Origin of the sequence: Youngimonas ophiurae (nom. illeg.) (genome assembly GCF_049803795.1) — a bacterium.
Classification (GTDB): domain Bacteria; phylum Pseudomonadota; class Alphaproteobacteria; order Rhodobacterales; family Rhodobacteraceae; genus Thalassobius.
The window spans coordinates 168,905-189,639 of sequence record NZ_JBNAGJ010000002.1; the positions used below are offsets into that span (position 1 = coordinate 168,905).

Consider the following 20,735-nt stretch of genomic DNA (forward strand, 5'->3'; position numbering starts at 1 on the left):
AGAAAAACCCGGCACGACCATACGGAGGCGCCGGGTCTGGGGATTTTGGCAAATCGCCCGCATCGCCCGCCCAAAACGATCTGGACAGCATGATCGGGGCGGGCTGCGGGATTACTTCTTGGATTTCCAGCTGTCCAGCCATTTGCCGAAACGGCTGCGCTTTTCCGACAGAGAATCCACGCCGGCATCCCAACTGTCCTCGATCTCCTCGATCACCGGGGTGATCCGTTTGTCGCGGAACCGTTTCCACCGCACCCAGACCGCCCAGACAAACGCAAAAAACACCGTCAGGATGATGATGTTCAGCCACGGGATAATCGTGACATCCGGGCCTGCAACGGGCTTGACCCCCACCGCATTGGGGAAAATCGTCATGAATTCATTGCGCCAGCCATAATGTTTGATAGCCACCCATTGCGGATTGTCGGCGCTGGATTTCAGATCTGCGGCCTCGGCTTGCAGGTTCGAAGTGTCGAATTTGAAATAGGGCGGCCAGCCCCAGCCGGTATCCTCGTTCCGGTAGACCATGACCTGATCGTTGGCCATGCGCGTCTGGATAAAGAACACATCGCGGTTCGCCGCAGTCGTATCCGTGCCGACATCCGGGCCCGCCCAGAAAATCGAGTTTTCGCCGAAATCAATCCGCTTTTCATAGGTATCCGTCACCCGCACGATATCGTGTTGCGGCAGCGTATAGTGAAAGAACGCCGCGACGATCACCCAGACGGCGATCCAGAATGCCCATTTGACATAAGCCATCCCTGGCCCTCCTTAATAGAAATTCATCATGTAGATGATCACGGCGATCAGCACCACCGGAACGATATACACCAGTAAGATCAGTTTCCGGCGGAAGGAGTCGTCGTAATTCTCCAGCCCGTCGCGAATAAAGGCCTCGCGGTCGCCCTGGCGGATTTCCTGGTCCCATTCGCGGGCCAGTTTGCGCCGGCGCACCATGCGCGACCAGACCGAGACCACCGCGTAAATGACCGTCAGAACCACAAAGCCGACAACGATCAGACGCCCCAGCTGCAACATGTCATCCTCCTATCCGCCCCAGGGGCCTTTGATCTTTTTCTTGCGCGATTTGCGCACCGCAGCCCAGGGCCCGACCCGATCCAGAATATCGGGTTTGGCCGGCGCGGGCGGCTCTGCCAGAGGCGCATCATGCCCGAACAGAGCCTCACGCGCACCGGCCTTATCCGCAAGATACTCGCGTTCCAGAAAATCCGCGACAAAGGACTTCTTGGTTTCGGACCAGCCCGCATATAGCCGATAGAACAGCTCTTTGTGGCAAATGAACAGCTGGCGCACGTCCTTGGGGGACAGTTCGGCCAGCAACATGTTCACCAGATCGGCATCCGCATGGCGTGCCGCCCGCAGCGAATAGAAATACGCCGGGTGATCGCTGGAGATTTTCGGCCAGCGCCCTTCGTCCTCGGCCCAGCGCACCAGTGCCTGCAATCCGTGGAATTCCGCCGGCAGAGCATCCGCATGGGCCCGCGCCAGCGCCCGAATATCGCGCCGCGTGGCCCCCGTCAGATCAATCCCGCGATCCTGCGCAACGTCCACAACGATGAAATCCATCTTCTGCCGCAAGATCGCCCCCGCGTCGATGCCGCGTGCTTTCACGATCGGTTCGACCAGCCCGTTCAGCTCCAGGAATTTGGCGATCTGGTTGCGATCCTCGAAATCGAACACGTGCTTCATCGAGACATCCCGCAGCGCGGTCTTATCCTGCGCGATGATTGCCGGATGCGGCACGCCGCGAAACAGATAAGCCCCCCCGAAATGCGCCGTCCAGAAGTTATCCTGCGCAAATTCCATCTGCTTCAGCCGCACCGGATTGCGCGTCACATCCCCGGTTTTCTGCGCCAGCCCGATCATGTCGGCGATCAGTACGTCATCGAACCAGGCGTCCTCTTCGCCCATGAAACGGTCTACCATCTGGCCCAGGTTTTCCGCATCCCGCACGGTGCCGGCGGTGGTGTCGGCCTCGATTCCGATTTTGCGAATGTCCAGCAGACGCGCCGGATCCGCCACGGAATAGACCGAGTTCAGCAGCTCTCCGGCTACGGCATCGCGGGTGGTCAGCGCGAACAGCTGCGCCTCGTTCTCGGTGATGAACTGGCGCAGGATGCTGCGGCTCATCGAGAATTTCGCATTCAGCAAAGGCGCCGTTTTCTGCGCGGTGCTGAGCAGAATGAACTGCCGGTTACAGCCCCCCTGGTTCAGGTATTGCATATCCCCCAGCTCGTCCCCGACCTCGGGGGAATAGCCGCTGATGTCGATGTGAAAATCCGTCAGGCTGGTCTGCTTGCGGGTCAGATGCGTCAAAGCGCGATTATACCGCTCCACCAACGCGGGCGAGGACACATGGATCAGATTGCCAAACATCAGGCCTTTTTCGATGAGGCGTTTCATTGGGTGACCTCCTCATATTGCACAAAGCGAAGCGCCCGACCCGAGGGTGGGTGCGGAACGCGCCCGCCCTGTGGGGCGGGTCGGGCGCGTAGCGGCTTCGCCGCAGGTCTACACTCCATCGACATCACAACTTCTTCCCCAGCAACTCATGAATCGGCTCGAACGCCCGATATACCGCTTTCCGTGAACCTCGGCTTTCATCAAATGTGTCCATGAGTTTGTCCTTCAGGTTGAGCTGAATCTCAAAATACTCATCTCGTTTTTTCCATTGCTCTTCTGAATCCAAGCCTGAAAGCTCCTGCCTCCCATCCAGATCAGCCAATTTCATTTCGATCCGGCGCAGCTCACCTATGAGCCGAAAAAGAACCTGATCATGCTCCAAGACGCTCTCATACGCCTTGGTTGCTTTGCCTTTCCATCTCAGGTCAGCTTCTGCCAAACAAGCGTTTACCTCATCCAATTTTCGCCGTGATTGCGACCATCTTTGATGCAGAATTTTCGAAGTGACTTCGAGAGGCTCCAGTTCGAATTGGTCAGTCTCATCCTGTGTTGGCCATGGATGCAGAATTTGCAGAAGTGCCAACCTGTGACTGTAGACCACTGCGGCTAGACGTTTCGCACAGTCGGAATCTCTTTCTCGCCTCCACGAGTCCAGCCCGAACCCTGCAACAAGCACACCAGCACATGCCGCCCCACCTGCCAGAAGCGTTCCAAGCGCCGTTACCACGTCAGGAGCCACCCAGACTTCCCACACTACCCCTTCCCCTCCAGATACCGGCGTTTGGCCTCTTCTGTGCGGGCGAAGTCGCGGACCATATTGTCGATGGCGACGTCGTCGGATTTGTCGGCATAGCGGAATTCGCTGTCGGCGTAGCGGTTGATCTCCTGGATCACCATGTCCACCGTGATGGGCTTGCGCAGGTCCTCGATCATCGCTGATTTGCGCTCGTAGGGTTGGAAGAGGAACAGGTCGGGCTGCTCCATCCATTCATCCGGCAGTTCGAAATCCATCGCGCGGACCTTCACGGCATCGGTGATATTCTTGATCGCGCGGCCGGTGAAGCGCGGATCGGCCTGCTGGATCGCCTTTAGATAGGTGCCCAGTTTCGCGATGGTATCCAGCGCGCCAACCTGGCCCTGCACACGGTCGAACACCTTGAGCAAACCAGCCTCTTGCGGGCGCTCATGTGCCTCGAACGAACGGGCGACGGCGCGTTTGATTTCCTGCGCGGCATAGAGGTCATGATCGCCCAGCGGGATGTCATGCTTTTTACCCATCAAAAGCGCCAGAATGTCGATGTAGTCCTCTTGCGTTTGCGGCCCATCCACCAGAAAGCGCGCCCCGGCCCGCTGGCGCAGGGCGTCGTCCACGTTCTCGGGGAAATTGCTGAACATGCCAAAGGTACAGTTGCCCCGCACCACGGTATTGGCCCCGGCAAAGGCCTCCATGAAAACGGCTGTCACCTCTTGCTGGCCGGCGCTGGACTGCCGATCCCCGCGTTTCCCGGCGATCTGATCAATATCGTCAATGGTGCCGAACCCGATCACGCCCGGATCCAGCACATTATTGATAAAAGCCTTGGCATTCTGGCCCGATTTACCCTGATAACTGTCGATATTGTCGATGCCGAAATTCTGGTAACGAAACGGATAACCCGCAATCTGGCAATACTCGTGCACCATCCCGGCCATCATCTGGATCAGCGTCGTCTTGCCCGTGCCCGGCGCCCCATCCCCCATAAAGGTAAAGATAAACCCGCCCAGCTCGGCAAATGGGTTCAGCTTGCGATCGAAATCATAGGCCATCAGCATCTTGGCCAGCCGCATCGCCTGATATTTGGCGATATGATTGCCCACCACCTGATGAGGCTTCTTGAACTGCATGGTCAAGGCAGACCCGGCAGCCTTACGCGCGGGGCTGAAACCCTGAATGGTCAAATCATCCGCCTCAACCCGCCAAGAGCCATTCTGAAACGATTCCAGACGCGGAGCCTCCTGCCCCCGCAGGGCCACACGCTCCATCAGCTGTTCGGCAAAGGCGGCAATGGTGGCAATCAGATGCGGCTCATCCCCCGCATGGGCTGAAATATCCTGGTCCAGCTCCCACAAAACCCCGTGCAGCCCCAACTGAGCATTATCCGTCAGCACCTCTTCCGGCGGTCCGACTTCAACCGTGATTTCCCCCTGATGCGGAGCCAGCAAATACGCCGTCGCATTGGCAAACACATGCATCACCACCAGCGCTTCGGCCGCCAGCAACTCAGCGAAATCCTGTTTTTGCCCAGCCGCCAGAGACCCCTGCAAATTGGCCCGCTTCAGCCCGTCCAAACCCGTTCGCTCGGCAAAGCCCTGCCCCATGGCCAGCGCAATCGCCACACTGCGGCGCAGACTGTTCATCACCGTCGCCTGCAAAGGCGAAATCAACACATCCCCCCCGTCAGCCGCCTCAATCCGCTCCAGCAGGCGCACCCCTTCGGGCCGCTGCGTGCTCCGCGTCACCATCCCCGGCGTCGTGGACCGAAACCGCCGCGCCCGCACAATTCCGGACGACCGCGCCGGCAGGTCCGCACCCTGCCGCGCCTGCCCAATCCGAGGCGTATGATCGAACCCTTCCAAAAGAGCCAGCGCCGCAGCGTAATGCGCCTGAATGTCCTCTTCGCGCAGCTCCATCAAATCACTTGTCAGGCTCATCCCTATCTCTCCTCAACGGCAGCCAAAACAGCCACCATACCCATTCTTTGCTCTAAAAATACTCTCGCCGAAGGCGTCTTCAAAAACTCAGAACCCGGCCCGTGTCACTCACAACATATTTCCGCACGCTGGCAAAACCCGGCGGGTTCTTCTCTGCCAGCACCTGATAGGGACGTTCGGGCATGATGATACTGCGCTCGGTCCGTGTTGCGCCCGTATCCACACCGCGCCCGCCGAACGGGTCCAGCGCAAACACCTCGCGCTCGGCCGAGCTGAACCAGCCAACGCGCTCTTCCGTGACGCGCTCGCTTTCCAGCTCTTCCATGGTCCAGGCCAGCGCCCAGTCCTGCCCTTCGGGACTGCCCGCCTCGGCCAGAACCTCGCGCAGCGGACCCGATTGCCGGGTATAGGAATGCGAATACATCGGCCCCAGATGAATGCGCCGCAGCCGTTTGGGGTGCAGATCGTTGAACTGCTCGTCAAAGCCCCTGGCGATGGTCAGCAGTTTCAGACCGCCCAGGGATTGCCCCATCAGATGCGCCTGCATCTCGGGCCATCGGCGTTCGTCCTTGGGCAAAGCTTCGCGGCCCGTGTCCTCAAACTCCATCACGTAAATCACCGGCAGATTCAGCTGACTGTCATAGACCGCCCAATGCGCCAGATAGCGCCGCCGCTTACCCATGCCCGACAGCCAGATCAGCCGCGGATCGTTCCGTGCCCAGAACAGGTGCCCCTTGGCCAGTTCCTCGTAATACAACCGCTGAGACAGCGCGAATTGCAGCTTCGTGGGGATCTCACGCGCGCCCACGATCTTCTGAACCATCTGCTTTTTCAGCGCATCCGCAGGCGGCATTCCGTCCAGATGCCGGCTGGCCTGCATGGCGTCATTGGCCATCACCAGCAATTCGTTGAACGTGGGGAAACCGCTGTCCACTGTGTCAATCGACAACGAGCCAAAGAACTGCCCCGTATCGCGCCCGACCAGCAGGTATTTCATGCTAAGCGCCCGGAAACTATAGCCGATTTCCACCAGATACCGAGCCAGTATATCGGCCTCATCCGCGCTCATTTTTCCCTGAGCGTGCATCTGCGCGATCACCCCGCTGACGTGCTGTGTGATCGCGCCGAACTTGGCGAAATACCGGCGGCTGGCGCGGGTGTCCATCAATGCCGAATGATCGGCCTGAATTTCGACCTTGTCTGACATTTACTGACCGTAGAGGTTCTTGTCGTGTTTTTCGACAATCGCCTGGAACCGGCGGGCAAAGCGTTCGTCAGCCTTGGCCTTGGCCTCCAGCACCTCGCGGGCAAAGACCATATGTTCCTCGTGTTTTTCCATCATGTCGGCCATGCGCTGGTTCGTCGCCGTACCGATCGCGGCCATGGCGGCCTGTGCCTCTTTGTCGGTCTGCACGCCGATTTCATTGATCCGGTGCGCCACGTCCTGTTGCTGCGCGGTTTTCAGCGATTTCGTCAGCGCGTCATACAGCACGACCCGCTGCTTGGTGTCTGTTTGCAGCTTGTTGATCAGCACCATCTGCGTGGCTGCCTGATTTTGCAGCGAATCCACCCAGGTTTTGCCCTTCTCGATATAGCGCTCCAGCGTCTGAGACTTGGCCAGCTTGACCTGTTCATCCTGCACCAGCGCGTTATAGGCCTTGTTCAGATCGGCCAGTTCAGTTTCCAGTTTGGTGCGTTCGGCAGCATCTGTGGTGACGGCGATCTTGCCTTCCAGTTCGATAATTTTGGGATCCATCGACAGGATTTCAGCGCGCACATTTTCCAGAGCCTGAACCGTGAATTCGCGCTCGTCCAGCGTTTCGGTCAGGTTGATTTCCACCTTGGCCTTCTGATCGTTCAGCGTGGTTAGCTGCGCCTCAAGCAGATTCGTAATCACATCGGATTTGCCGATCAGGTCCTGCAATTTATCGTCAATATTGGCAGTGCGCAGACGCTCCTGACGCATGGATTCGGATTTGCCACGGCTAAAAATGCCAACAAAGCTTTCCCAGCCGGTTTTCGTCCGCATTTCATCAAAATCCTTGGAGAACGCGGCGGTGACGTCATCCAGCCCCATGATCAGTTCGGCGATATTGGCGTTCATCACCTCGGTATGGGCGTGGACGTCGTCCAGCGTGGCGTTTTCGATGTCGATCATGGCGTCGTCGCCCGATTTGATCTTCTGGCGGGCGCTGTCGATGCGGCCGGTCAGCTCGGCTATTTTTGCCTGCGCTTCGGCGACCTGCTTTTGCGATTCCAAGACCTGGGCTTCGAAATTGGCCATCCTATTCTCCCTGAACAAAGCTGATATCTATATGGGGATGTAAACTGTATTTACATCCCCCCGTGAAAATGAAACTTGGCCAGAGCTTCGCAAATGATGGCGGCAAAAGGAAGGGGGAACAGACGCGCAGGCATCCCCCGCAGGGTCATGAAAGCCTTACTTGAAATCCCATGACGCCGGGGCAAATCTGCACGCATTCACATGACCCGAGGATTTTGACGTGAAACGCTTTGCCACTGCCTTAACCGCCCTGAGCCTGCTGATGCCTATGCCTGCTCTGGCCGATGAGATTTCCGACACGCTGGAAACGGCCCTGCAAGCCTATGCCGACGGCGATATTCAATATGCCATCGACGAGCTGGACTATGCCCGCAACAAACTGCTGGCGCTGAAAACCGACGCGCTGTCCGCCTATCTGCCCGAGCCCCCCGATGGCTGGAGCCGCACGATCAATTCGGACATGAACGCCGGGATGTCGATGATGGGCGGCGGTGTCGGGGCCGAGGCGCGCTATGTCTCGGCCGATGAAAGCCAGGAATTCACGCTGACGATGATGGCCGATAACCCGATGGTGGCCAGCCTGGGCAGCGTTGTGCAAAACGCCGCGCTGATGGGGCTTAGGGTTGAACGAATCGGCCGTCAGAAATTCGTGCAGCAGGACGGAGATCTGACCGGGCTGATCAACAACCGCATCCTGGTACAAGCGACCGGAGCCGACGTGGACACCATGATTGCCGTGCTGAAAACCGTGGATTTCAAGGCGCTGGCCGCGTTCTGACCCCGGCATTCGGGGCGCCCGCAGGCGCCCCCGCCACTATCCCACCACGTTGAATTCTGGCCCATACGGATAGCCGGTGATGTTTTCGTTGCCATCCTCGGTGATGATCAGGATGTCATGCTCGCGATACCCGCCGGCACCTGGCTGACCGTCCGCGATGGTCAGCATCGGCTCCATGCTGATCACCATGCCCGGTTCCAGCATCGTGTCGATATCCTCGCGCAGTTCCAGCCCGGCCTCGCGGCCATAATAGTGGGACAGCACCCCAAACGAGTGACCATACCCAAACGTACGGTATTGCAGCAGATCGCGTTCTTCGAAGAAAGCGTTGATCTGCCCGGTCACCTCGGCACACGAGGCACCGGGCTTCAGCAGGCTCATCCCGTATTCATGCGCGGCGACATTGGCCTGCCAGATTTTCAGGCTGGCAGGGTCCACCTCTTGCACGAACATGGTCCGTTCCAGCGCGGTGTAATAACCGCTGATCATCGGAAAGGTGTTCAGGCTGAGGATGTCGCCCCGCGCCAGCGCACGGCCGGTGACGGGATTATGCGCGCCGTCCGTGTTCAGCCCTGACTGAAACCAGACCCAGGTGTCCCGGTATTCGGCATCGGGAAAGCTGTGGGCGATTTCGGCCTCCATCGCGTCGCGCCCAGCCATGGCAATGTCAAGCTCGCGCGCGCCGGCCTTTACGGCCTCGCGAATGGCGTAGCCGCCCACATCGGCCACCCGTGCGCCCTCGCGGATCAAGGCCAGCTCGGCCACAGATTTGTGCATACGCTGACGCATGGTTACCTCGTGCATATCCACCATTCGGGACGGGGACAAAAAGGCCTCAAGCTTACTGCGTTGCAACAGTGTCAGGTGATCGCCCTCATACCCGATCACGCGCCCCTGCCCCGCAACCGAACGCACCGCCCGCCAATAATTGTCACGCTGCCAGTCGGTATAGGTGATGTTGTCCCCATGGCAGCGCCGCCAGGGCTGCCCCGCATCAATCCCCGCACTGATCGTCACATCCTCCGAGGCGGTCACGACCAGACCGTAGGGACGCCCAAAAGCGCAGTACAAAAACCCGCTGTAATACGCGATATTATGCATCGAGGTCATCACCACCGCATCGACCCCGATCTCGGCCATCGCGCGGCGCAATCCGGCCAGACGCGCGTCATATTCCTGGGGCGCAAAGGGCAGCACGGCCTTTTCCCCATTGTGGTAACGATACATTTCAGGACGTTCAGTCATTTCGACCCTCCTATTTTTAGAAAGGTCCCGGCGTTCAGGACGGTTCCGGGGCCATGACGCATGATGACGTATGGTCATGTGGCGACGCCATCGCCCTGCCCTTGCCACAGCTTGCCCATGGCGCACGATCTGGCAAGATGGTTTGCGACACTCAGACAGGAAAACCGGCAAAATGAGCAGCTCTCTGACCACTGGCGCACGCAATCTGATCACCGATGTCGCGGGGCTGCGCGTCGGCAATGCACAGGATTACACGATTAAAACCGGGACGACCGTTCTGTTGGGCGATGCCCCGTTCACAGCCGGAGTACACGTAATGGGCGGGGCCCCCGGCACCCGCGAGACTGACCTGCTGGCCCCCGACAAAACGGTCGAGCAGGTGGACGCGCTGGTGCTGTCGGGCGGCTCGGCTTTTGGGCTGGATGCGGCCTCGGGGGTGGCCGATGCGCTGCGGGCACAGGGGCGCGGCTTTGCCGTCGGCGATCAATTGGTGCCCATCGTCCCCGGAGCGATCCTGTTCGATCTGATCAACGGCGGCGATAAGAACTGGGCGCAAAACCCCTATAAGGCACTGGGCGCGCAGGCCCTGGGAAATGCCGCCGCCGCGTTCGATCTGGGCAGTGTTGGCGCAGGCACGGGGGCCACCACCGTCAACTGGAAAGGCGGACTGGGGTCGGCCTCGGTTATTTTACCTTCGGGGCACACGGTGGGGGCTTTGGTGGCGGTGAACGCGCTGGGGTCGGCCACCGTCGGAGACGGGCCGCATTTCTGGGCCGCTCCGTTCGAACACGCCGGCGAATACGGCAATCACGGCCCCGCGCAAACCTATGAAGACACCCATATCCCCCCCACCAAACTGGCCGCCCATGCCAACACCACCATCGGGATTGTCGCCACTGATGCCGCTCTCAGCCAGGCGCAATGCACCCGGATGGCGACAGCGGCGCATGATGGCTATGCCCGTGCGCTGTTCCCCGCCCATACGCCCATGGATGGAGACCTGATTTTCGCGGCCTCGACCGGCGCGCTGTCTCTGGGGCACGAGGCCTTCGATCTGCTGACGATCGGCCACGCGGCGGCAACCGTGATGGCGCGCGCCATCGCCCGTGCGGTTTATCTGGCAACGCCATCCAAGACGGATTCGCACCCGTGCTACGCCCAGCATCACGCATCTGTGGCACATTAAGCTTGCCAAAACTACTTAACGCGTTAATTAATTTACACACAACGGAGAGGGGACGTTATGAGGAACACCAAGACCGAACTAAGCGCATTGCTGAAGGATCCAAGCCTTCTGGCGCAGCAATCCTATGTTGGCGGCGCCTGGCTAGAAGGCGAGAACGGCGCGACTTTTGCCGTGACGAACCCCGCGCGCGGTGACGTGATTGCCAACATGTCCGATCTTAGCCGGGCGCAGGTCGCGCGGGCCATTTCTGCCGCTCAAGTTGCGCAGAAAGACTGGGCCACCTGGACGGGCAAGGAACGCGCCGCCGTGCTGCGCAAATGGTTCGACCTGATGATCGAGAACGCCGACGACCTGGCCACCATTCTGACCGCTGAACAGGGCAAACCTCTGGCCGAGGCGAAAGGCGAAATCATCTATGGGGCCTCGTTCATCGAATTTTTCGGTGAAGAGGCCAAACGCATCTACGGCGAGACAATCCCCGGCCACCAGCGCGACAAGCGTATCACCGTTCTGAAGCAGCCCATCGGTGTTGCCGCCTCGATCACGCCATGGAATTTTCCGAACGCGATGATCACCCGCAAAGCCGGGCCTGCTCTGGCGGCCGGGTGCTCTTTCGTTGCTCGTCCGGCGGCGGAAACGCCCCTGTCAGCGACCGTTCTGGCAGTCCTGGCCGAGCGCGCGGGCATCCCCGCAGGCGTGTTCAACGTGGTGACATCCTCGCGTTCTTCCGAAGTGGGCAAGGAATTCTGCGAAAACCCCGCCGTCCGCAAGCTGACCTTCACCGGCAGCACCGAGGTTGGCCGAATCCTGCTGCGACAGGCGGCTGACAGCGTGATGAAATGCTCGATGGAGCTGGGCGGCAACGCGCCGTTTATCGTGTTTGACGACGCGGACCTGGACGCCGCTGTCGAGGGGGCGATCCTGTGTAAATTCCGCAATAACGGCCAGACCTGCGTATGCGCCAACCGGATTTATGTCCAAGAGGGCGTTTATGACACCTTCGCCGAAAAGCTGCGGATTGCCGTTGAAAACCTGACCGTTGGCGATGGGCTGACCCCTGGCACGGATCTGGGCCCGCTGATCAACGCCGAAGCGATCTCTAAGGTCCAAGAGCATGTGGCCGACGCAACCGCGAAAGGCGCGCAGGTCATCCTGGGCGGCGGCGATCCCGTGCAGGGGCCGGGCTATTTTCTGCCGCCGACCATCGTCACCGGCGCGACGCAAGATATGCAATTCGCCCAAGACGAAACCTTTGGCCCGCTCGCGCCGCTGTTCAGTTTCAAGGACGAGGATGACGTTATTGAGATGGCAAACGATACGATCTTCGGCCTGGCCTCGTATTTTTATGCCAAGGACCTGAGCCGCGTTTACAAAGTCGCCGAAGCGCTGGAATACGGGATTGTCGGCGTGAACACCGGAATCATCTCAACCGAGGTGGCCCCGTTTGGCGGCGTCAAACAATCCGGGCTGGGACGCGAAGGCAGCCATCACGGCATCGAGGACTATCTGGAAATGAAATACGTCTGCATGTCCGTCTGATATCACGCCTCTACCGTCGGCGGGTCAATCATCGCCGAGATGACCCGCCGCACCGCTGTTTTCCAGGCGTCCAGAGTCGTTTCGGACAGCAGATCGCCGACGGACTGATCCAGCGCGCTCAAAAGAGCCGCCTCGCCGGTCCGGAATTGCCCCGATGTAATGCCCAGCCCCGAATGCACACGCGCCATGCGTGCAATCATGGATTCGACCAGCCCTTCGTCGAAACTGGCTTTGGCCAGCGTGGTCAGTACACTGACCAGCATGTCTTTCTGCACGTTCATCTCTTTCGAGAAGAGCCGCCGTAATTCAGGGGCATCGCGAAACAGCCCCTCATAGAACTTTGTTGTAATCTCAGCCTTGTGTTGAAAAATCAGCGGAAAGCTATGGCGGATCAGTTCAAGATTTTCGTTGGGCAAAATAGACCTCCTGCCAAGACAATGCGATCAGCACGCGTGTTCCGCCCCAGACCCGTCTGCTTATGTTTCAGGTATGACGCAATACCCTGACCGAAGTGTTAACGCCCCTCATTTTTGCGAAAAATCATGCGTATAGCGCCCGGCGCAAGACCCGCCCCAACCGTGCGATTCCCTCGTCAATCGCCGCGTGTGACGGGCTGGAGAAATTGAGCCTGAGCGCATTCTTCCCCGATCCATCCGCAAAAAACGCACCGCCCGGAACAAAGGCCACCTTCTCTTCTTGCAGCGCCTGCGCCAGCAGCTTTGCGCCGTCCATGCCCCTGGGCAGGGTCAGCCAGACGAACATACCGCCCTCGGGGCGTGTCCAGCTTACGCCCGCAGGCATGTGCTGTTCAAGCGCCGCCAACATCCGATCCCGGCGCGCGCGATACGAGGCCCGCAGACACGACAAATGCGCGTCAAACCCATCCGCCGCGACCTGGGCGATTGCCATCTGATTCAATGAGGGCGTGTGCAGGTCCCCCGCTTGTTTCAGCAGCACCATCCGATCAATGACCGGCCGCGCCGCACAGACCCAGCCGATCCGCAACCCCGGAGACAGCGTCTTGGAAAAAGACCCGCAATAGACCGTGCGGCACGCGTCGATCTTCCCTTTGCGTGCCATTTCCAACGCCAGGATCGGCGGGATCGGCGCACCTTCATAGCGCAGCGCCTGATAGGCCGCGTCCTCGATCACGGCGCAGTCCAGCTCTTCTGCCAGATCCAGAATGTTTTCGCGCTCGGATTGGGTCAGCGTCGCCCCCGTCGGGTTCGCGAAATCCACCGACAGATAGGCGAATTTCACCCGGCCCGGAGCGGCCTGATCCGCGAAATCCCCAGCCGCGCGGTTCGCGCCCGGTTGCAACTGGTCATAGCACGGCTCGTAGGCATTGAACGCCCCCAGCGCCCCCAGATAGGTCGGCCACCCCACCAGGGCCGTATCCCCCGGCGACAGGAACAATTTGCCCAGATAATCCAGTGCCTGTTGCGATCCGCTGGTGATCAGGATGTTCTCGGGCGTGCACTCAACCCCCAGCGCGGCCATCTGCCCCGCAATCCATTCGCGCAGCGGCAGATAGCCCTCGGATGTCGAATATTGCAACGAGGCCGCATGATGGCCATCGCTCAGAGCCCTGTTCATGGCCGCCTGGAATTTTTCGACAGGAAAGAGCGCCGGATCCGGAATCCCCCCGGCAAACGAGATGATATCCGGCTGATCCAGCAGCTTCAGCAGCTCGCGGATTTCCGATGCTTTCATCCCTGACATGCGACTGGCGAAAATATTTGGAAAGCTCATGACCCGATTCCTTTCGTGATATTGCGCAACATCTGCCGGATTCGAATATAAGTCAATATGCCTGACATAATTTGTGAAGCCGTCGGAAAACAGAAAAACCCGCCTTGCCAAGGACAAGGCGGGTGCGCATGACAACCGGGGAACGCGGCGGGTTAGTTCACCGCTTTGGCATCCACCACATCCTGCGGGACGGGCGCGCCGCTGGCGATCTCGATCCGGCGCGGTTTCAGGGCCTCGGGCATTTCGCGAACCAGGTCGATGTGCAGCATACCGTCCGTATGGGCAGCACCATTGACGCGCACATGGTCTGCCAGAGTAAAGCGGCGCTCGAATGCGCGGGTGGCGATGCCGCGATGCAGATAGGTGCGCTCGTCTTGTTCGTCGGCTTTGCGGGCGGAAACGATCAGGGCGTTTTCCTTTACCTCGACCGACAGATCATCGGCTGAGAACCCGGCAACGGCAATCGAGATACGGTAGGTGTTCTCGTCCGTTTTTTCAATGTTATAAGGGGGATAGCTGGGCTGAGGGACATCGTTGGTGAACACGCGGTCCATCATGTCTGCGATCTGGTCAAAACCGACCGTGGCGCGATACAGGGGGGCAAGATCAAAGCTACGCATAGGGAATCCTCCGTTGAGCGATACCAGAATGAAGCCTTCCGATTGGACAGGCAGATCAAATCACGGGACCCGTTTGTGGCGTCCCTGATGATGCTCAGTTGGGGATGGAACGGGCCGGATTCAAGCCCCTAGGGTTTGACGAACTTCGCCCCGCCGACGGAACGCCCGGTCACCGGAACGGCGCCGCGAATTCGGGGCATGAAATCCTGAGTCACGCCGACACCGCTGCTTAGCTGGGATTTCAGCAGCTCAACCGAGCCATCCAGCTGCGCGCCCAAGGCCACCTTTTGCCCGTCCACCTGCGCCTTGGCCGAAATGACTGAAACAATCTGCGCCTGGCCATCCTGGATACGGAACACCGGCGCCCCGGACGATCCGAAATTGACGTCACAGCTCATCACCAGCACGCCTTTGGAGCGGTGGATCACGTCACACGCTTCCTGCAAGGACGGCGCGGCGGCTCGGTCCAGCGCATAAGAGACCACGCCCACACTGTCTCCCTGATCGGGATGCACGCCGGTTTCGAACGGATGCACGATGGTGTTTCGCACCGGGCGCAGCAATTGCAACAGAGCCAGATCACTGCGGACCCGTTTGGCCGTCGCCTTTTCGCTGAACCGATATGACGGATGAATGACAACCCGGCGGATTCTGCGGTAGGCCTCGGCCCGGCCATTACGCAGGCCCGCCAGAAACTCGATCTTGCCGAAATCCACCCGTTCGCCCGTGGCCGGATCGAACAGACAATGCGCGGCGGTCAGCACCAGATCGGGTGCGATCAGCGCTCCGGTACAGAAACCAGAGCCGCCCAGCTCCAGCCGACCCACGCCCTCCCAGCCGCGCGAATCGTCGCCAGTGTTCAGGCGTTGCAACGGAGCGTCCTCGGCCCAAGCCATTGCGCCAACTGTAGAAAGTACCAGAGCCTTGATGAAACTGCGCAGCATTGCGTCTCCGAATCCCTATGGTCCGGTTTCGGGTGTAGCCCACGGATCAGGCGAAATTAGGGCGCGCTTAGCGCAGGATTGGCACACCATCGTTGCGCCTGGCCTGACCGTTCAGCGCAGGCGGCACGGGCCCGCCGGTGGCCCAGTCCAGCAGCTCGACCGTGTGCACCACCGGCACATCCGTCCCCGAGCCGATCTGCACCATACAGCCGATATTTCCGGCGGCGATGATGTCGGGCTGGATCGCCTCAAGCGTGCGGACCTTGCGCGCCTTCAACTGCGCCGAAATCTCGGGCTGCATCAGGTTATACGTCCCCGCACTGCCGCAGCACAGATGGCTGTCGGCGGGCTCGGCCACTTTGAAACCGGCGCGTTTCAGCAAGTCCTTGGGGAAGGTTTTCACCTTCTGGCCGTGTTGCAGGGAACAGGCGGCATGATAGCCGACGGTCAGCCTCTGATCGGGGCCTTCGGGCAGGTCCAGCTGCATCAGCAGCTCCGAGACATCCATCGCAATGCCCGACACCCGCGCGGCATCGGCAGCCAGAGGATCATTGCGGAACATATGACCGTAATCCTTCACCGTCGTCCCGCAGCCCGAGGTGTTGATCACGATCGCATCCAGCCCGTCCGCGTCCATTTCGGCCGTCCAGGCGCGGATGTTCTTGGCGGCGGTGGCGTGGGATTCGTCCTCGCGGCCCATGTGATGGGTCAGCGCCCCGCAGCAGCCCGCGCCTTTCGCGATCACCACCTCGCAGCCCAGCCGGCGCAACAGCCGGATCGTGGCGTCGTTAATGTCGGTGTTCAGCGCCTTTTGCGCGCAGCCGGTCATCAGGGCCACGCGCTTCTTGCGGGGCATCTGAGGGGTGAACACCTGCGGATCGTCATTGCGGCTGACCGGAGGAATCTGCCTGGGCGCCATTTTCAGCATCGCCTTCAGCCGCGCATCGGGCATCAGAAAGGCAAAGGGCCGCCCGATCTTGGCCCCCAACAAGGCCAGCCGGAACCGCCCCGGATAGGGCAGGATCCGCGCCAAAACCCATCGCAGAGCCCGGTCGCTGAAGGGGCGCTTATAGGTTTTCTCGACATAAGCGCGCGCATGGTCGATCAGATGCATGTAATGCACACCGCTGGGGCAGGTCGTCATACAAGCCAGGCAAGACAGGCAGCGATCAATGTGCTGAACGGTCTTGGCATCCGGCACCCGCTCGTTTTCCAGCATATCCTTGATCAGGTAGATACGGCCGCGCGGGCTGTCCAGCTCATCCCCCAGCACCTGATAGGTGGGGCAGGTCGCCGTGCAGAAACCGCAATGCACACAGGCCCGCAGGATTTCATTCGCCCGCTGGATGCCGGGATCTTGCAATTGCGTTTCGGTGAAATGTGTCTGCATCAGCCCATCAGCCCCGGATTGAGAATGGATTTTGGATCGAATTTAGCCCGCAGCCCGGCGCTGATCGCGGCCAGAGCGGCCGGCTCAGGATGGAAGGCCGGGACTTGCGCCAGCGTTTCGGCGCTGGCTCGGATCAGGGTTCCATGCCCTTGCAGGCCAGACACCCGCGCATCCACGCCCTGAGGCAATAAGGCCCAGACCAGACCACCGCCCCAATCATACAGAACCTGCGCCTGCGGCCAGCGCCGGGTCAGGTGCTCGGCCAGATCGGGCCCCTCGGACGGTTTGACCGAGAACCGCCACACATCCCCCGGCTGCCCGTGAAACGCCTGAACATCCCGCACCCATCTCCAAAGAGCCGCCGCCCGTTCGGGATCGGTTTCGACCGTGCCAAGGCCGAATTCGGCCAGCAGCGCCTGCAAACGCTCGGCACGATAGGACACCGAATCCGCAAAGCCTTCGATCCGGATCAGGGTCTGCGGCGTGCCGTCGGGGCCGCTGGGCATATGGGCCGCCCCCGTCACATCAAAAGGCGAGCCCAAGGCCCGCGACAAGGCGCGCACGGCGGCGCGCTCGCTCAGCCCCGCGATCGAGACAACGGCCACCGCCTCGGGCACGGGCTGCACCTTCAGGGATACCTCGGACAGAACGCCCAGCGTGCCCCAGCTGCCGGCCATCAGCTTCACCAGATCGTAGCCGGTGACGTTTTTCATCACCCTGCCGCCGTTCTTCAGAATGCGCCCCAGCCCGTCCACGAAACGCACCCCCAGCAGAGCATCGCGGCAGCCCCCCACCTGAATGCGCCGCGGCCCCGAGACATTGGCCGCCACAACCCCGCCAATCGTCGGCGTGCCCGACGTCCCCAGAAGCCCGCGATGATCCATGGGTTCGAACGCCAGACGCTGGTTTTCCTGCGCCAGTACGGTTTCAATCTCTGTCAGCGGTGTGCCCGCCCCGGCAACGATCGTCAGCGCGCCGGGTTCATATAGGCGCACCCCGCTCAGCCCGGCGACGGACAAGGTATCCTGCGCCCCCTGCACGCCGATCCGCCGCGTGCCGCCCCCCTGGATACGCACAGGAGCCTGCGCGGATTGCAACATCTCGGCCAGGGCCGCTTCGCTATCGGGTTTCATCATCTGCATGACCTAACTTCGGGGGCTATTCCGCCGCGATCCGGCGTGTTTCGCTCGCTGCCAGGGGGAACACCTTGGCCGGGTTCAGCAGCCATTTGGGATCGAACACATCCTTTACGGCCATTTGAATTTCCAGATCCTCGGGGGCGTATTGGTCCACCATCAGATCGCGCTTTTCGATGCCCACGCCATGTTCGCCGGTCAGGCAGCCGCCGACCTCGACGCAGAGTTTCAGGATATCCGCGCCGAACCGCTCGCACAGTTCCAGATCGCCCGGTTTATTGGCATCGAACAGGATCAGAGGGTGCATGTTCCCATCCCCTGCATGGAACACATTGCCCACGTCCAGCCCGTATTCCCTGGACATCTCGCCAATGCGGCGCAGCACATAGGGCAGCTGGCTGACGGGGATCGTGCCATCCAGGCACATATAATCGTTGATCTGCCCCATTGCACCAAAGGCAGATTTGCGCCCCAGCCAGATTTTCGCGCTTTCCTCGGGGCTGGTGCTTTCGCGGATTTCCACCGGATTATGCGTGCGGGCGATGGCGGTGATCCGCTTCAGCTGAGCCTGAATCTCAGCCTCGCTGCCCTCGACCTCGATGATCAGCAGAGCCTCGCAATCGGGGTAGCCGGCGCCGGCAAAGGCCTCGGTTGCGCGAATGCACGGGCGATCCATGAATTCGATCGCGACGGGCAGAACGCCCGATTTGATAATATCCGCCACGCATTCACCGGCCACCACAATATCGTCAAAGCCCATCAGGACAGGCCGCGCGCCCTCGGGTTTGTGCAGGATGCGCAAGGTGGCCTCGGTCACCACGCCCAACTGCCCCTCGGATCCGCAGATCACGCCCAACAGATCCAGCCCGCTGGCCTCCAGATGTGCGCCGCCAATCTCCACCACCGCGCCATCCATCATCACCATGGTGACACCCATCAGGTTATTCGTCGTCACCCCGTATTTCAGGCAATGCGCCCCGCCCGAGTTCATCGCGATATTTCCCGCAATCGCGCAGGCCAGCTGACTGGAGGGATCGGGCGCATAGAAGAACCCGTTTTGTTCGACAGCGCCGGTGACGCTCAGATTGGTGCGGCCGGTCTGCACCCGGATGAACCTGTTGTCGTAATCGGTTTCCAGAACGGCATTCATCCGCGCAACCCCCAGGATCACGCAATCGGCCGTGGGCAGCGCCCCCCCCGCCAGAGACGTCCCCGCCCCGCGCGGCACAACAGGCACGCCCATTTCGTGACAGATCCGCAGCACGTCTGAAACCTCTTGCGTGGATGACGGCAACACGGCGCACAATGGCGGACATTTATAAGCGGTCAGCGCGTCACATTCATAGGCACGGGTTTCGGCCTCTTCGTGGATCACCGCGCCCTCGGGCAGCACCTGGCGCAATCGGCTGACCAATTGAGCCTTGTTTTTCAGTACAGACGGGTCTGGCGTCGGCATTTGCATGGCTACCCTCCTAAATTGGTAAATAAATATAACCAAAACAATGCGCAGCGCAATTCTTTTCCGCCCCAGACCCCGCGACATCTTGCGCTGAGGCCGCCTTAGCGCCATCAAGGGCATATGGAATGGGTGAAAATCATACATATTCTCTGCGTGATGGGGTGGATGACCTCGATCTTCGCAGTGCCGCGTGCGCTTATCTACTGGAAGCGTGAATACGACCGCCTGGACGAATTCGGCCCGCTGGGCGATCTGACGATCCGGCTGTATCGGTTCTCGGCCGGGCTGGGCGTCATTGCCATCGGCACCGGGCTGTGGCTGGCGCATGATCTGGGCTGGCCGGCCTGGGTTCACCTGAAACTGGCACTGGTGGCGGCGCTGGCACTGCACTACGTCTGGACCGGACGGCTGGTGATCCGCGCGAAATCCGGCATTTTCGCCGAATCCGAACTGTTCCTGCGCATCTTCAACGAGGTCAGCGTGTTTGGCGCCATCGCCATCTTATGGGCCGTCGTGGTCAAGCCCTTCTGACAATGACCTGGGCGGATCGCATTACTCTGTTCACGCCGCTGGATCTTGCCGCTGTCGGACTGCTGTTTCTGGCCTGGTTCGGCATTGGCTGGCTGATCGAACACCCCCGCGCCAAACGCCCGTCAGTATCGGTGCTGATCGCCGCTTATCGGCGCGAATGGATGCGCCAGATGGTGACGCGTCAGCCCCGGATTTTCGATGCGCAGACGCTTGCGACCCTGCGGCAGGGGACGTCCTTTTTTGCCTCGGCCTCGATGCTGGCAATCGGTGGGGTGCTGGCCGCGATTGGCAATGCCGAGCAACTGGCCGGGATCGCCGAAGATCTTTCGATATCGCGCGACCCCAAATTCGTATGGGAGGTTAAGCTCCTGATTACGATGGTCTTTCTAACGAACGCTTTCCTGAAATTCGTGTGGTCGCACCGGCTGTTCGGCTATTGCGCGGTGCTGATGGGGGCCGTGCCGAATGACCCCGCCGATCCCGTCGCGCTGCCCCGCGCGGCCAAGGCAGGCGAGATCAACATCACCGCCGCCCGCAGCTATAATCAGGGGTTGCGCTCGGTCTATTTTGCCCTGGGATCCACGGCCTGGCTGATCGGAGCCTCGCCGCTGCTGATCGCGATCATGATCACCTGCGCGGTGCTGTGGCGCCGGGAATTTGCATCGCGCTCGCGCTCGGCCCTGATCGAGACAACCGATGGGATGGGCCACACGGGAACGTCAACGGACAGCTAGCGATTTCGGTGTTAGACTGCCC

General features: G+C 60.4%; 20 protein-coding genes. 5 read left to right on the plus strand and 15 right to left on the minus strand.

The window, feature by feature from the left end:
- Nucleotides 1-111: 111 nt before the first annotated feature.
- From ACP15O_RS05265 to ACP15O_RS05295, 7 genes are all read right to left on the minus strand, one after another.
- Nucleotides 112-759, minus strand: coding sequence for a DUF1523 family protein (locus ACP15O_RS05265; RefSeq protein WP_425094998.1), 648 nt, complete (start codon nucleotides 757-759; stop codon nucleotides 112-114).
- A gap of 12 nt (nucleotides 760-771) precedes the next feature.
- Nucleotides 772-1,038, minus strand: coding sequence for a hypothetical protein (locus ACP15O_RS05270; protein ID WP_425094999.1), 267 nt, complete (start codon nucleotides 1,036-1,038; stop codon nucleotides 772-774).
- Nucleotides 1,039-1,047: 9 nt separating this feature from the next.
- Nucleotides 1,048-2,424, minus strand: a complete 1,377-nt coding sequence (locus tag ACP15O_RS05275) for a DUF6638 family protein (RefSeq protein WP_425095000.1) — start codon at nucleotides 2,422-2,424, stop codon at nucleotides 1,048-1,050.
- A 124-nt stretch (nucleotides 2,425-2,548) separates the two neighbouring features.
- A complete protein-coding gene (locus ACP15O_RS05280) occupies nucleotides 2,549-3,163 on the minus strand; it encodes a hypothetical protein (protein WP_425095001.1) in 615 nt (204 codons plus the stop codon).
- 14 nt (nucleotides 3,164-3,177) lie between these two features.
- Nucleotides 3,178-5,115: an AAA family ATPase gene (locus tag ACP15O_RS05285; RefSeq protein ID WP_425095002.1), complete on the minus strand. Its 1,938-nt coding sequence runs from the start codon at nucleotides 5,113-5,115 to the stop codon at nucleotides 3,178-3,180.
- Nucleotides 5,116-5,194: 79 nt separating this feature from the next.
- Entirely contained in the window at nucleotides 5,195-6,322 is a 1,128-nt protein-coding gene (locus ACP15O_RS05290) for a hypothetical protein (protein ID WP_425095003.1), read from the minus strand.
- Nucleotides 6,323-7,399: a hypothetical protein gene (locus ACP15O_RS05295; RefSeq protein ID WP_425095004.1), complete on the minus strand. Its 1,077-nt coding sequence runs from the start codon at nucleotides 7,397-7,399 to the stop codon at nucleotides 6,323-6,325.
- A 220-nt stretch (nucleotides 7,400-7,619) separates the two neighbouring features.
- Between ACP15O_RS05295 and ACP15O_RS05300 the strand changes: the two genes are divergently transcribed.
- The gene (locus ACP15O_RS05300; RefSeq protein ID WP_425095005.1) at nucleotides 7,620-8,177 is read left to right on the plus strand and encodes a hypothetical protein; all 558 of its coding nucleotides are present in this window, start codon (nucleotides 7,620-7,622) and stop codon (nucleotides 8,175-8,177) included.
- A 36-nt stretch (nucleotides 8,178-8,213) separates the two neighbouring features.
- On the opposite strand, the gene ACP15O_RS05305 is transcribed toward ACP15O_RS05300, so the two are convergent.
- Nucleotides 8,214-9,422: an aminopeptidase P family protein gene (locus tag ACP15O_RS05305; protein WP_425095006.1), complete on the minus strand. Its 1,209-nt coding sequence runs from the start codon at nucleotides 9,420-9,422 to the stop codon at nucleotides 8,214-8,216.
- A gap of 172 nt (nucleotides 9,423-9,594) precedes the next feature.
- Here ACP15O_RS05305 and ACP15O_RS05310 point away from each other — a divergent pair, with 172 nt between their 5' ends.
- Complete coding sequence (locus ACP15O_RS05310; RefSeq protein ID WP_425095007.1) at nucleotides 9,595-10,608, plus strand: P1 family peptidase; 1,014 nt, start codon at nucleotides 9,595-9,597, stop codon at nucleotides 10,606-10,608.
- A 57-nt stretch (nucleotides 10,609-10,665) separates the two neighbouring features.
- On the plus strand, nucleotides 10,666-12,147 hold the full coding sequence (locus ACP15O_RS05315; RefSeq protein WP_425095008.1) for an NAD-dependent succinate-semialdehyde dehydrogenase: 1,482 nt from the start codon (nucleotides 10,666-10,668) through the stop codon (nucleotides 12,145-12,147).
- 2 nt (nucleotides 12,148-12,149) lie between these two features.
- Here the strand turns inward: ACP15O_RS05315 and ACP15O_RS05320 are convergent, their stop codons facing one another.
- The 7 genes from ACP15O_RS05320 to ACP15O_RS05350 form a co-directional block, all read right to left on the minus strand.
- On the minus strand, nucleotides 12,150-12,563 hold the full coding sequence (locus ACP15O_RS05320) for a globin domain-containing protein (RefSeq protein WP_425095009.1): 414 nt from the start codon (nucleotides 12,561-12,563) through the stop codon (nucleotides 12,150-12,152).
- A 124-nt stretch (nucleotides 12,564-12,687) separates the two neighbouring features.
- Nucleotides 12,688-13,899 carry an aminotransferase-like domain-containing protein gene (locus tag ACP15O_RS05325; RefSeq protein ID WP_425095010.1) on the minus strand — a complete coding sequence of 404 codons (1,212 nt, stop codon included), beginning with the start codon at nucleotides 13,897-13,899 and terminating at the stop codon, nucleotides 12,688-12,690.
- 152 nt (nucleotides 13,900-14,051) lie between these two features.
- Nucleotides 14,052-14,519, minus strand: a complete 468-nt coding sequence (locus ACP15O_RS05330; RefSeq protein WP_425095011.1) for an Hsp20 family protein — start codon at nucleotides 14,517-14,519, stop codon at nucleotides 14,052-14,054.
- A gap of 128 nt (nucleotides 14,520-14,647) precedes the next feature.
- Entirely contained in the window at nucleotides 14,648-15,463 is an 816-nt protein-coding gene (locus ACP15O_RS05335; protein ID WP_425095012.1) for a trypsin-like serine peptidase, read from the minus strand.
- A 67-nt stretch (nucleotides 15,464-15,530) separates the two neighbouring features.
- Complete coding sequence (gene glcF, locus ACP15O_RS05340; protein ID WP_425095013.1) at nucleotides 15,531-16,853, minus strand: glycolate oxidase subunit GlcF; 1,323 nt, start codon at nucleotides 16,851-16,853, stop codon at nucleotides 15,531-15,533.
- A complete protein-coding gene (locus ACP15O_RS05345) occupies nucleotides 16,853-17,986 on the minus strand; it encodes an FAD-binding protein (RefSeq protein ID WP_425095475.1) in 1,134 nt (377 codons plus the stop codon). The genes glcF and ACP15O_RS05345 overlap by 1 nt, the downstream gene beginning before the upstream one ends.
- A gap of 25 nt (nucleotides 17,987-18,011) precedes the next feature.
- Nucleotides 18,012-19,451 carry an FAD-linked oxidase C-terminal domain-containing protein gene (locus tag ACP15O_RS05350; RefSeq protein ID WP_425095014.1) on the minus strand — a complete coding sequence of 480 codons (1,440 nt, stop codon included), beginning with the start codon at nucleotides 19,449-19,451 and terminating at the stop codon, nucleotides 18,012-18,014.
- Between the two features lie 117 nt (nucleotides 19,452-19,568).
- Between ACP15O_RS05350 and ACP15O_RS05355 the strand changes: the two genes are divergently transcribed.
- Both ACP15O_RS05355 and ACP15O_RS05360 read left to right on the plus strand, forming a co-directional pair.
- The gene (locus ACP15O_RS05355) at nucleotides 19,569-19,979 is read left to right on the plus strand and encodes a CopD family protein (RefSeq protein ID WP_425095015.1); all 411 of its coding nucleotides are present in this window, start codon (nucleotides 19,569-19,571) and stop codon (nucleotides 19,977-19,979) included.
- A gap of 2 nt (nucleotides 19,980-19,981) precedes the next feature.
- On the plus strand, nucleotides 19,982-20,713 hold the full coding sequence (locus tag ACP15O_RS05360; protein ID WP_425095016.1) for a DUF599 domain-containing protein: 732 nt from the start codon (nucleotides 19,982-19,984) through the stop codon (nucleotides 20,711-20,713).
- Nucleotides 20,714-20,735 lie beyond the last annotated feature (22 nt).

Bases quoted from the DNA above. Each gene is read 5' to 3' on its own strand.
- ACP15O_RS05350 (WP_425095014.1), bottom strand. From the start codon at position 19,451: ATGCAAATGCCGACGCCAGACCCGTCTGTACTGAAAAACAAGGCTCAA.
- glcF (WP_425095013.1), bottom strand. From the start codon at position 16,853: ATGCAGACACATTTCACCGAAACGCAATTGCAAGATCCCGGCATCCAG.
- ACP15O_RS05305 (WP_425095006.1), bottom strand. From the start codon at position 9,422: ATGACTGAACGTCCTGAAATGTATCGTTACCACAATGGGGAAAAGGCC.
- ACP15O_RS05265 (WP_425094998.1), bottom strand. From the start codon at position 759: ATGGCTTATGTCAAATGGGCATTCTGGATCGCCGTCTGGGTGATCGTC.
- ACP15O_RS05325 (WP_425095010.1), bottom strand. From the start codon at position 13,899: ATGAGCTTTCCAAATATTTTCGCCAGTCGCATGTCAGGGATGAAAGCA.
- ACP15O_RS05290 (WP_425095003.1), bottom strand. From the start codon at position 6,322: ATGTCAGACAAGGTCGAAATTCAGGCCGATCATTCGGCATTGATGGAC.
- ACP15O_RS05335 (WP_425095012.1), bottom strand. From the start codon at position 15,463: ATGCTGCGCAGTTTCATCAAGGCTCTGGTACTTTCTACAGTTGGCGCA.
- ACP15O_RS05275 (WP_425095000.1), bottom strand. From the start codon at position 2,424: ATGAAACGCCTCATCGAAAAAGGCCTGATGTTTGGCAATCTGATCCAT.
- ACP15O_RS05360 (WP_425095016.1), top strand. From the start codon at position 19,982: ATGACCTGGGCGGATCGCATTACTCTGTTCACGCCGCTGGATCTTGCC.
- ACP15O_RS05295 (WP_425095004.1), bottom strand. From the start codon at position 7,399: ATGGCCAATTTCGAAGCCCAGGTCTTGGAATCGCAAAAGCAGGTCGCC.
- ACP15O_RS05315 (WP_425095008.1), top strand. From the start codon at position 10,666: ATGAGGAACACCAAGACCGAACTAAGCGCATTGCTGAAGGATCCAAGC.
- ACP15O_RS05330 (WP_425095011.1), bottom strand. From the start codon at position 14,519: ATGCGTAGCTTTGATCTTGCCCCCCTGTATCGCGCCACGGTCGGTTTT.
- ACP15O_RS05345 (WP_425095475.1), bottom strand. From the start codon at position 17,986: ATGAAACCCGATAGCGAAGCGGCCCTGGCCGAGATGTTGCAATCCGCG.
- ACP15O_RS05355 (WP_425095015.1), top strand. From the start codon at position 19,569: ATGGAATGGGTGAAAATCATACATATTCTCTGCGTGATGGGGTGGATG.
- ACP15O_RS05285 (WP_425095002.1), bottom strand. From the start codon at position 5,115: ATGAGCCTGACAAGTGATTTGATGGAGCTGCGCGAAGAGGACATTCAG.
- ACP15O_RS05310 (WP_425095007.1), top strand. From the start codon at position 9,595: ATGAGCAGCTCTCTGACCACTGGCGCACGCAATCTGATCACCGATGTC.
- ACP15O_RS05270 (WP_425094999.1), bottom strand. From the start codon at position 1,038: ATGTTGCAGCTGGGGCGTCTGATCGTTGTCGGCTTTGTGGTTCTGACG.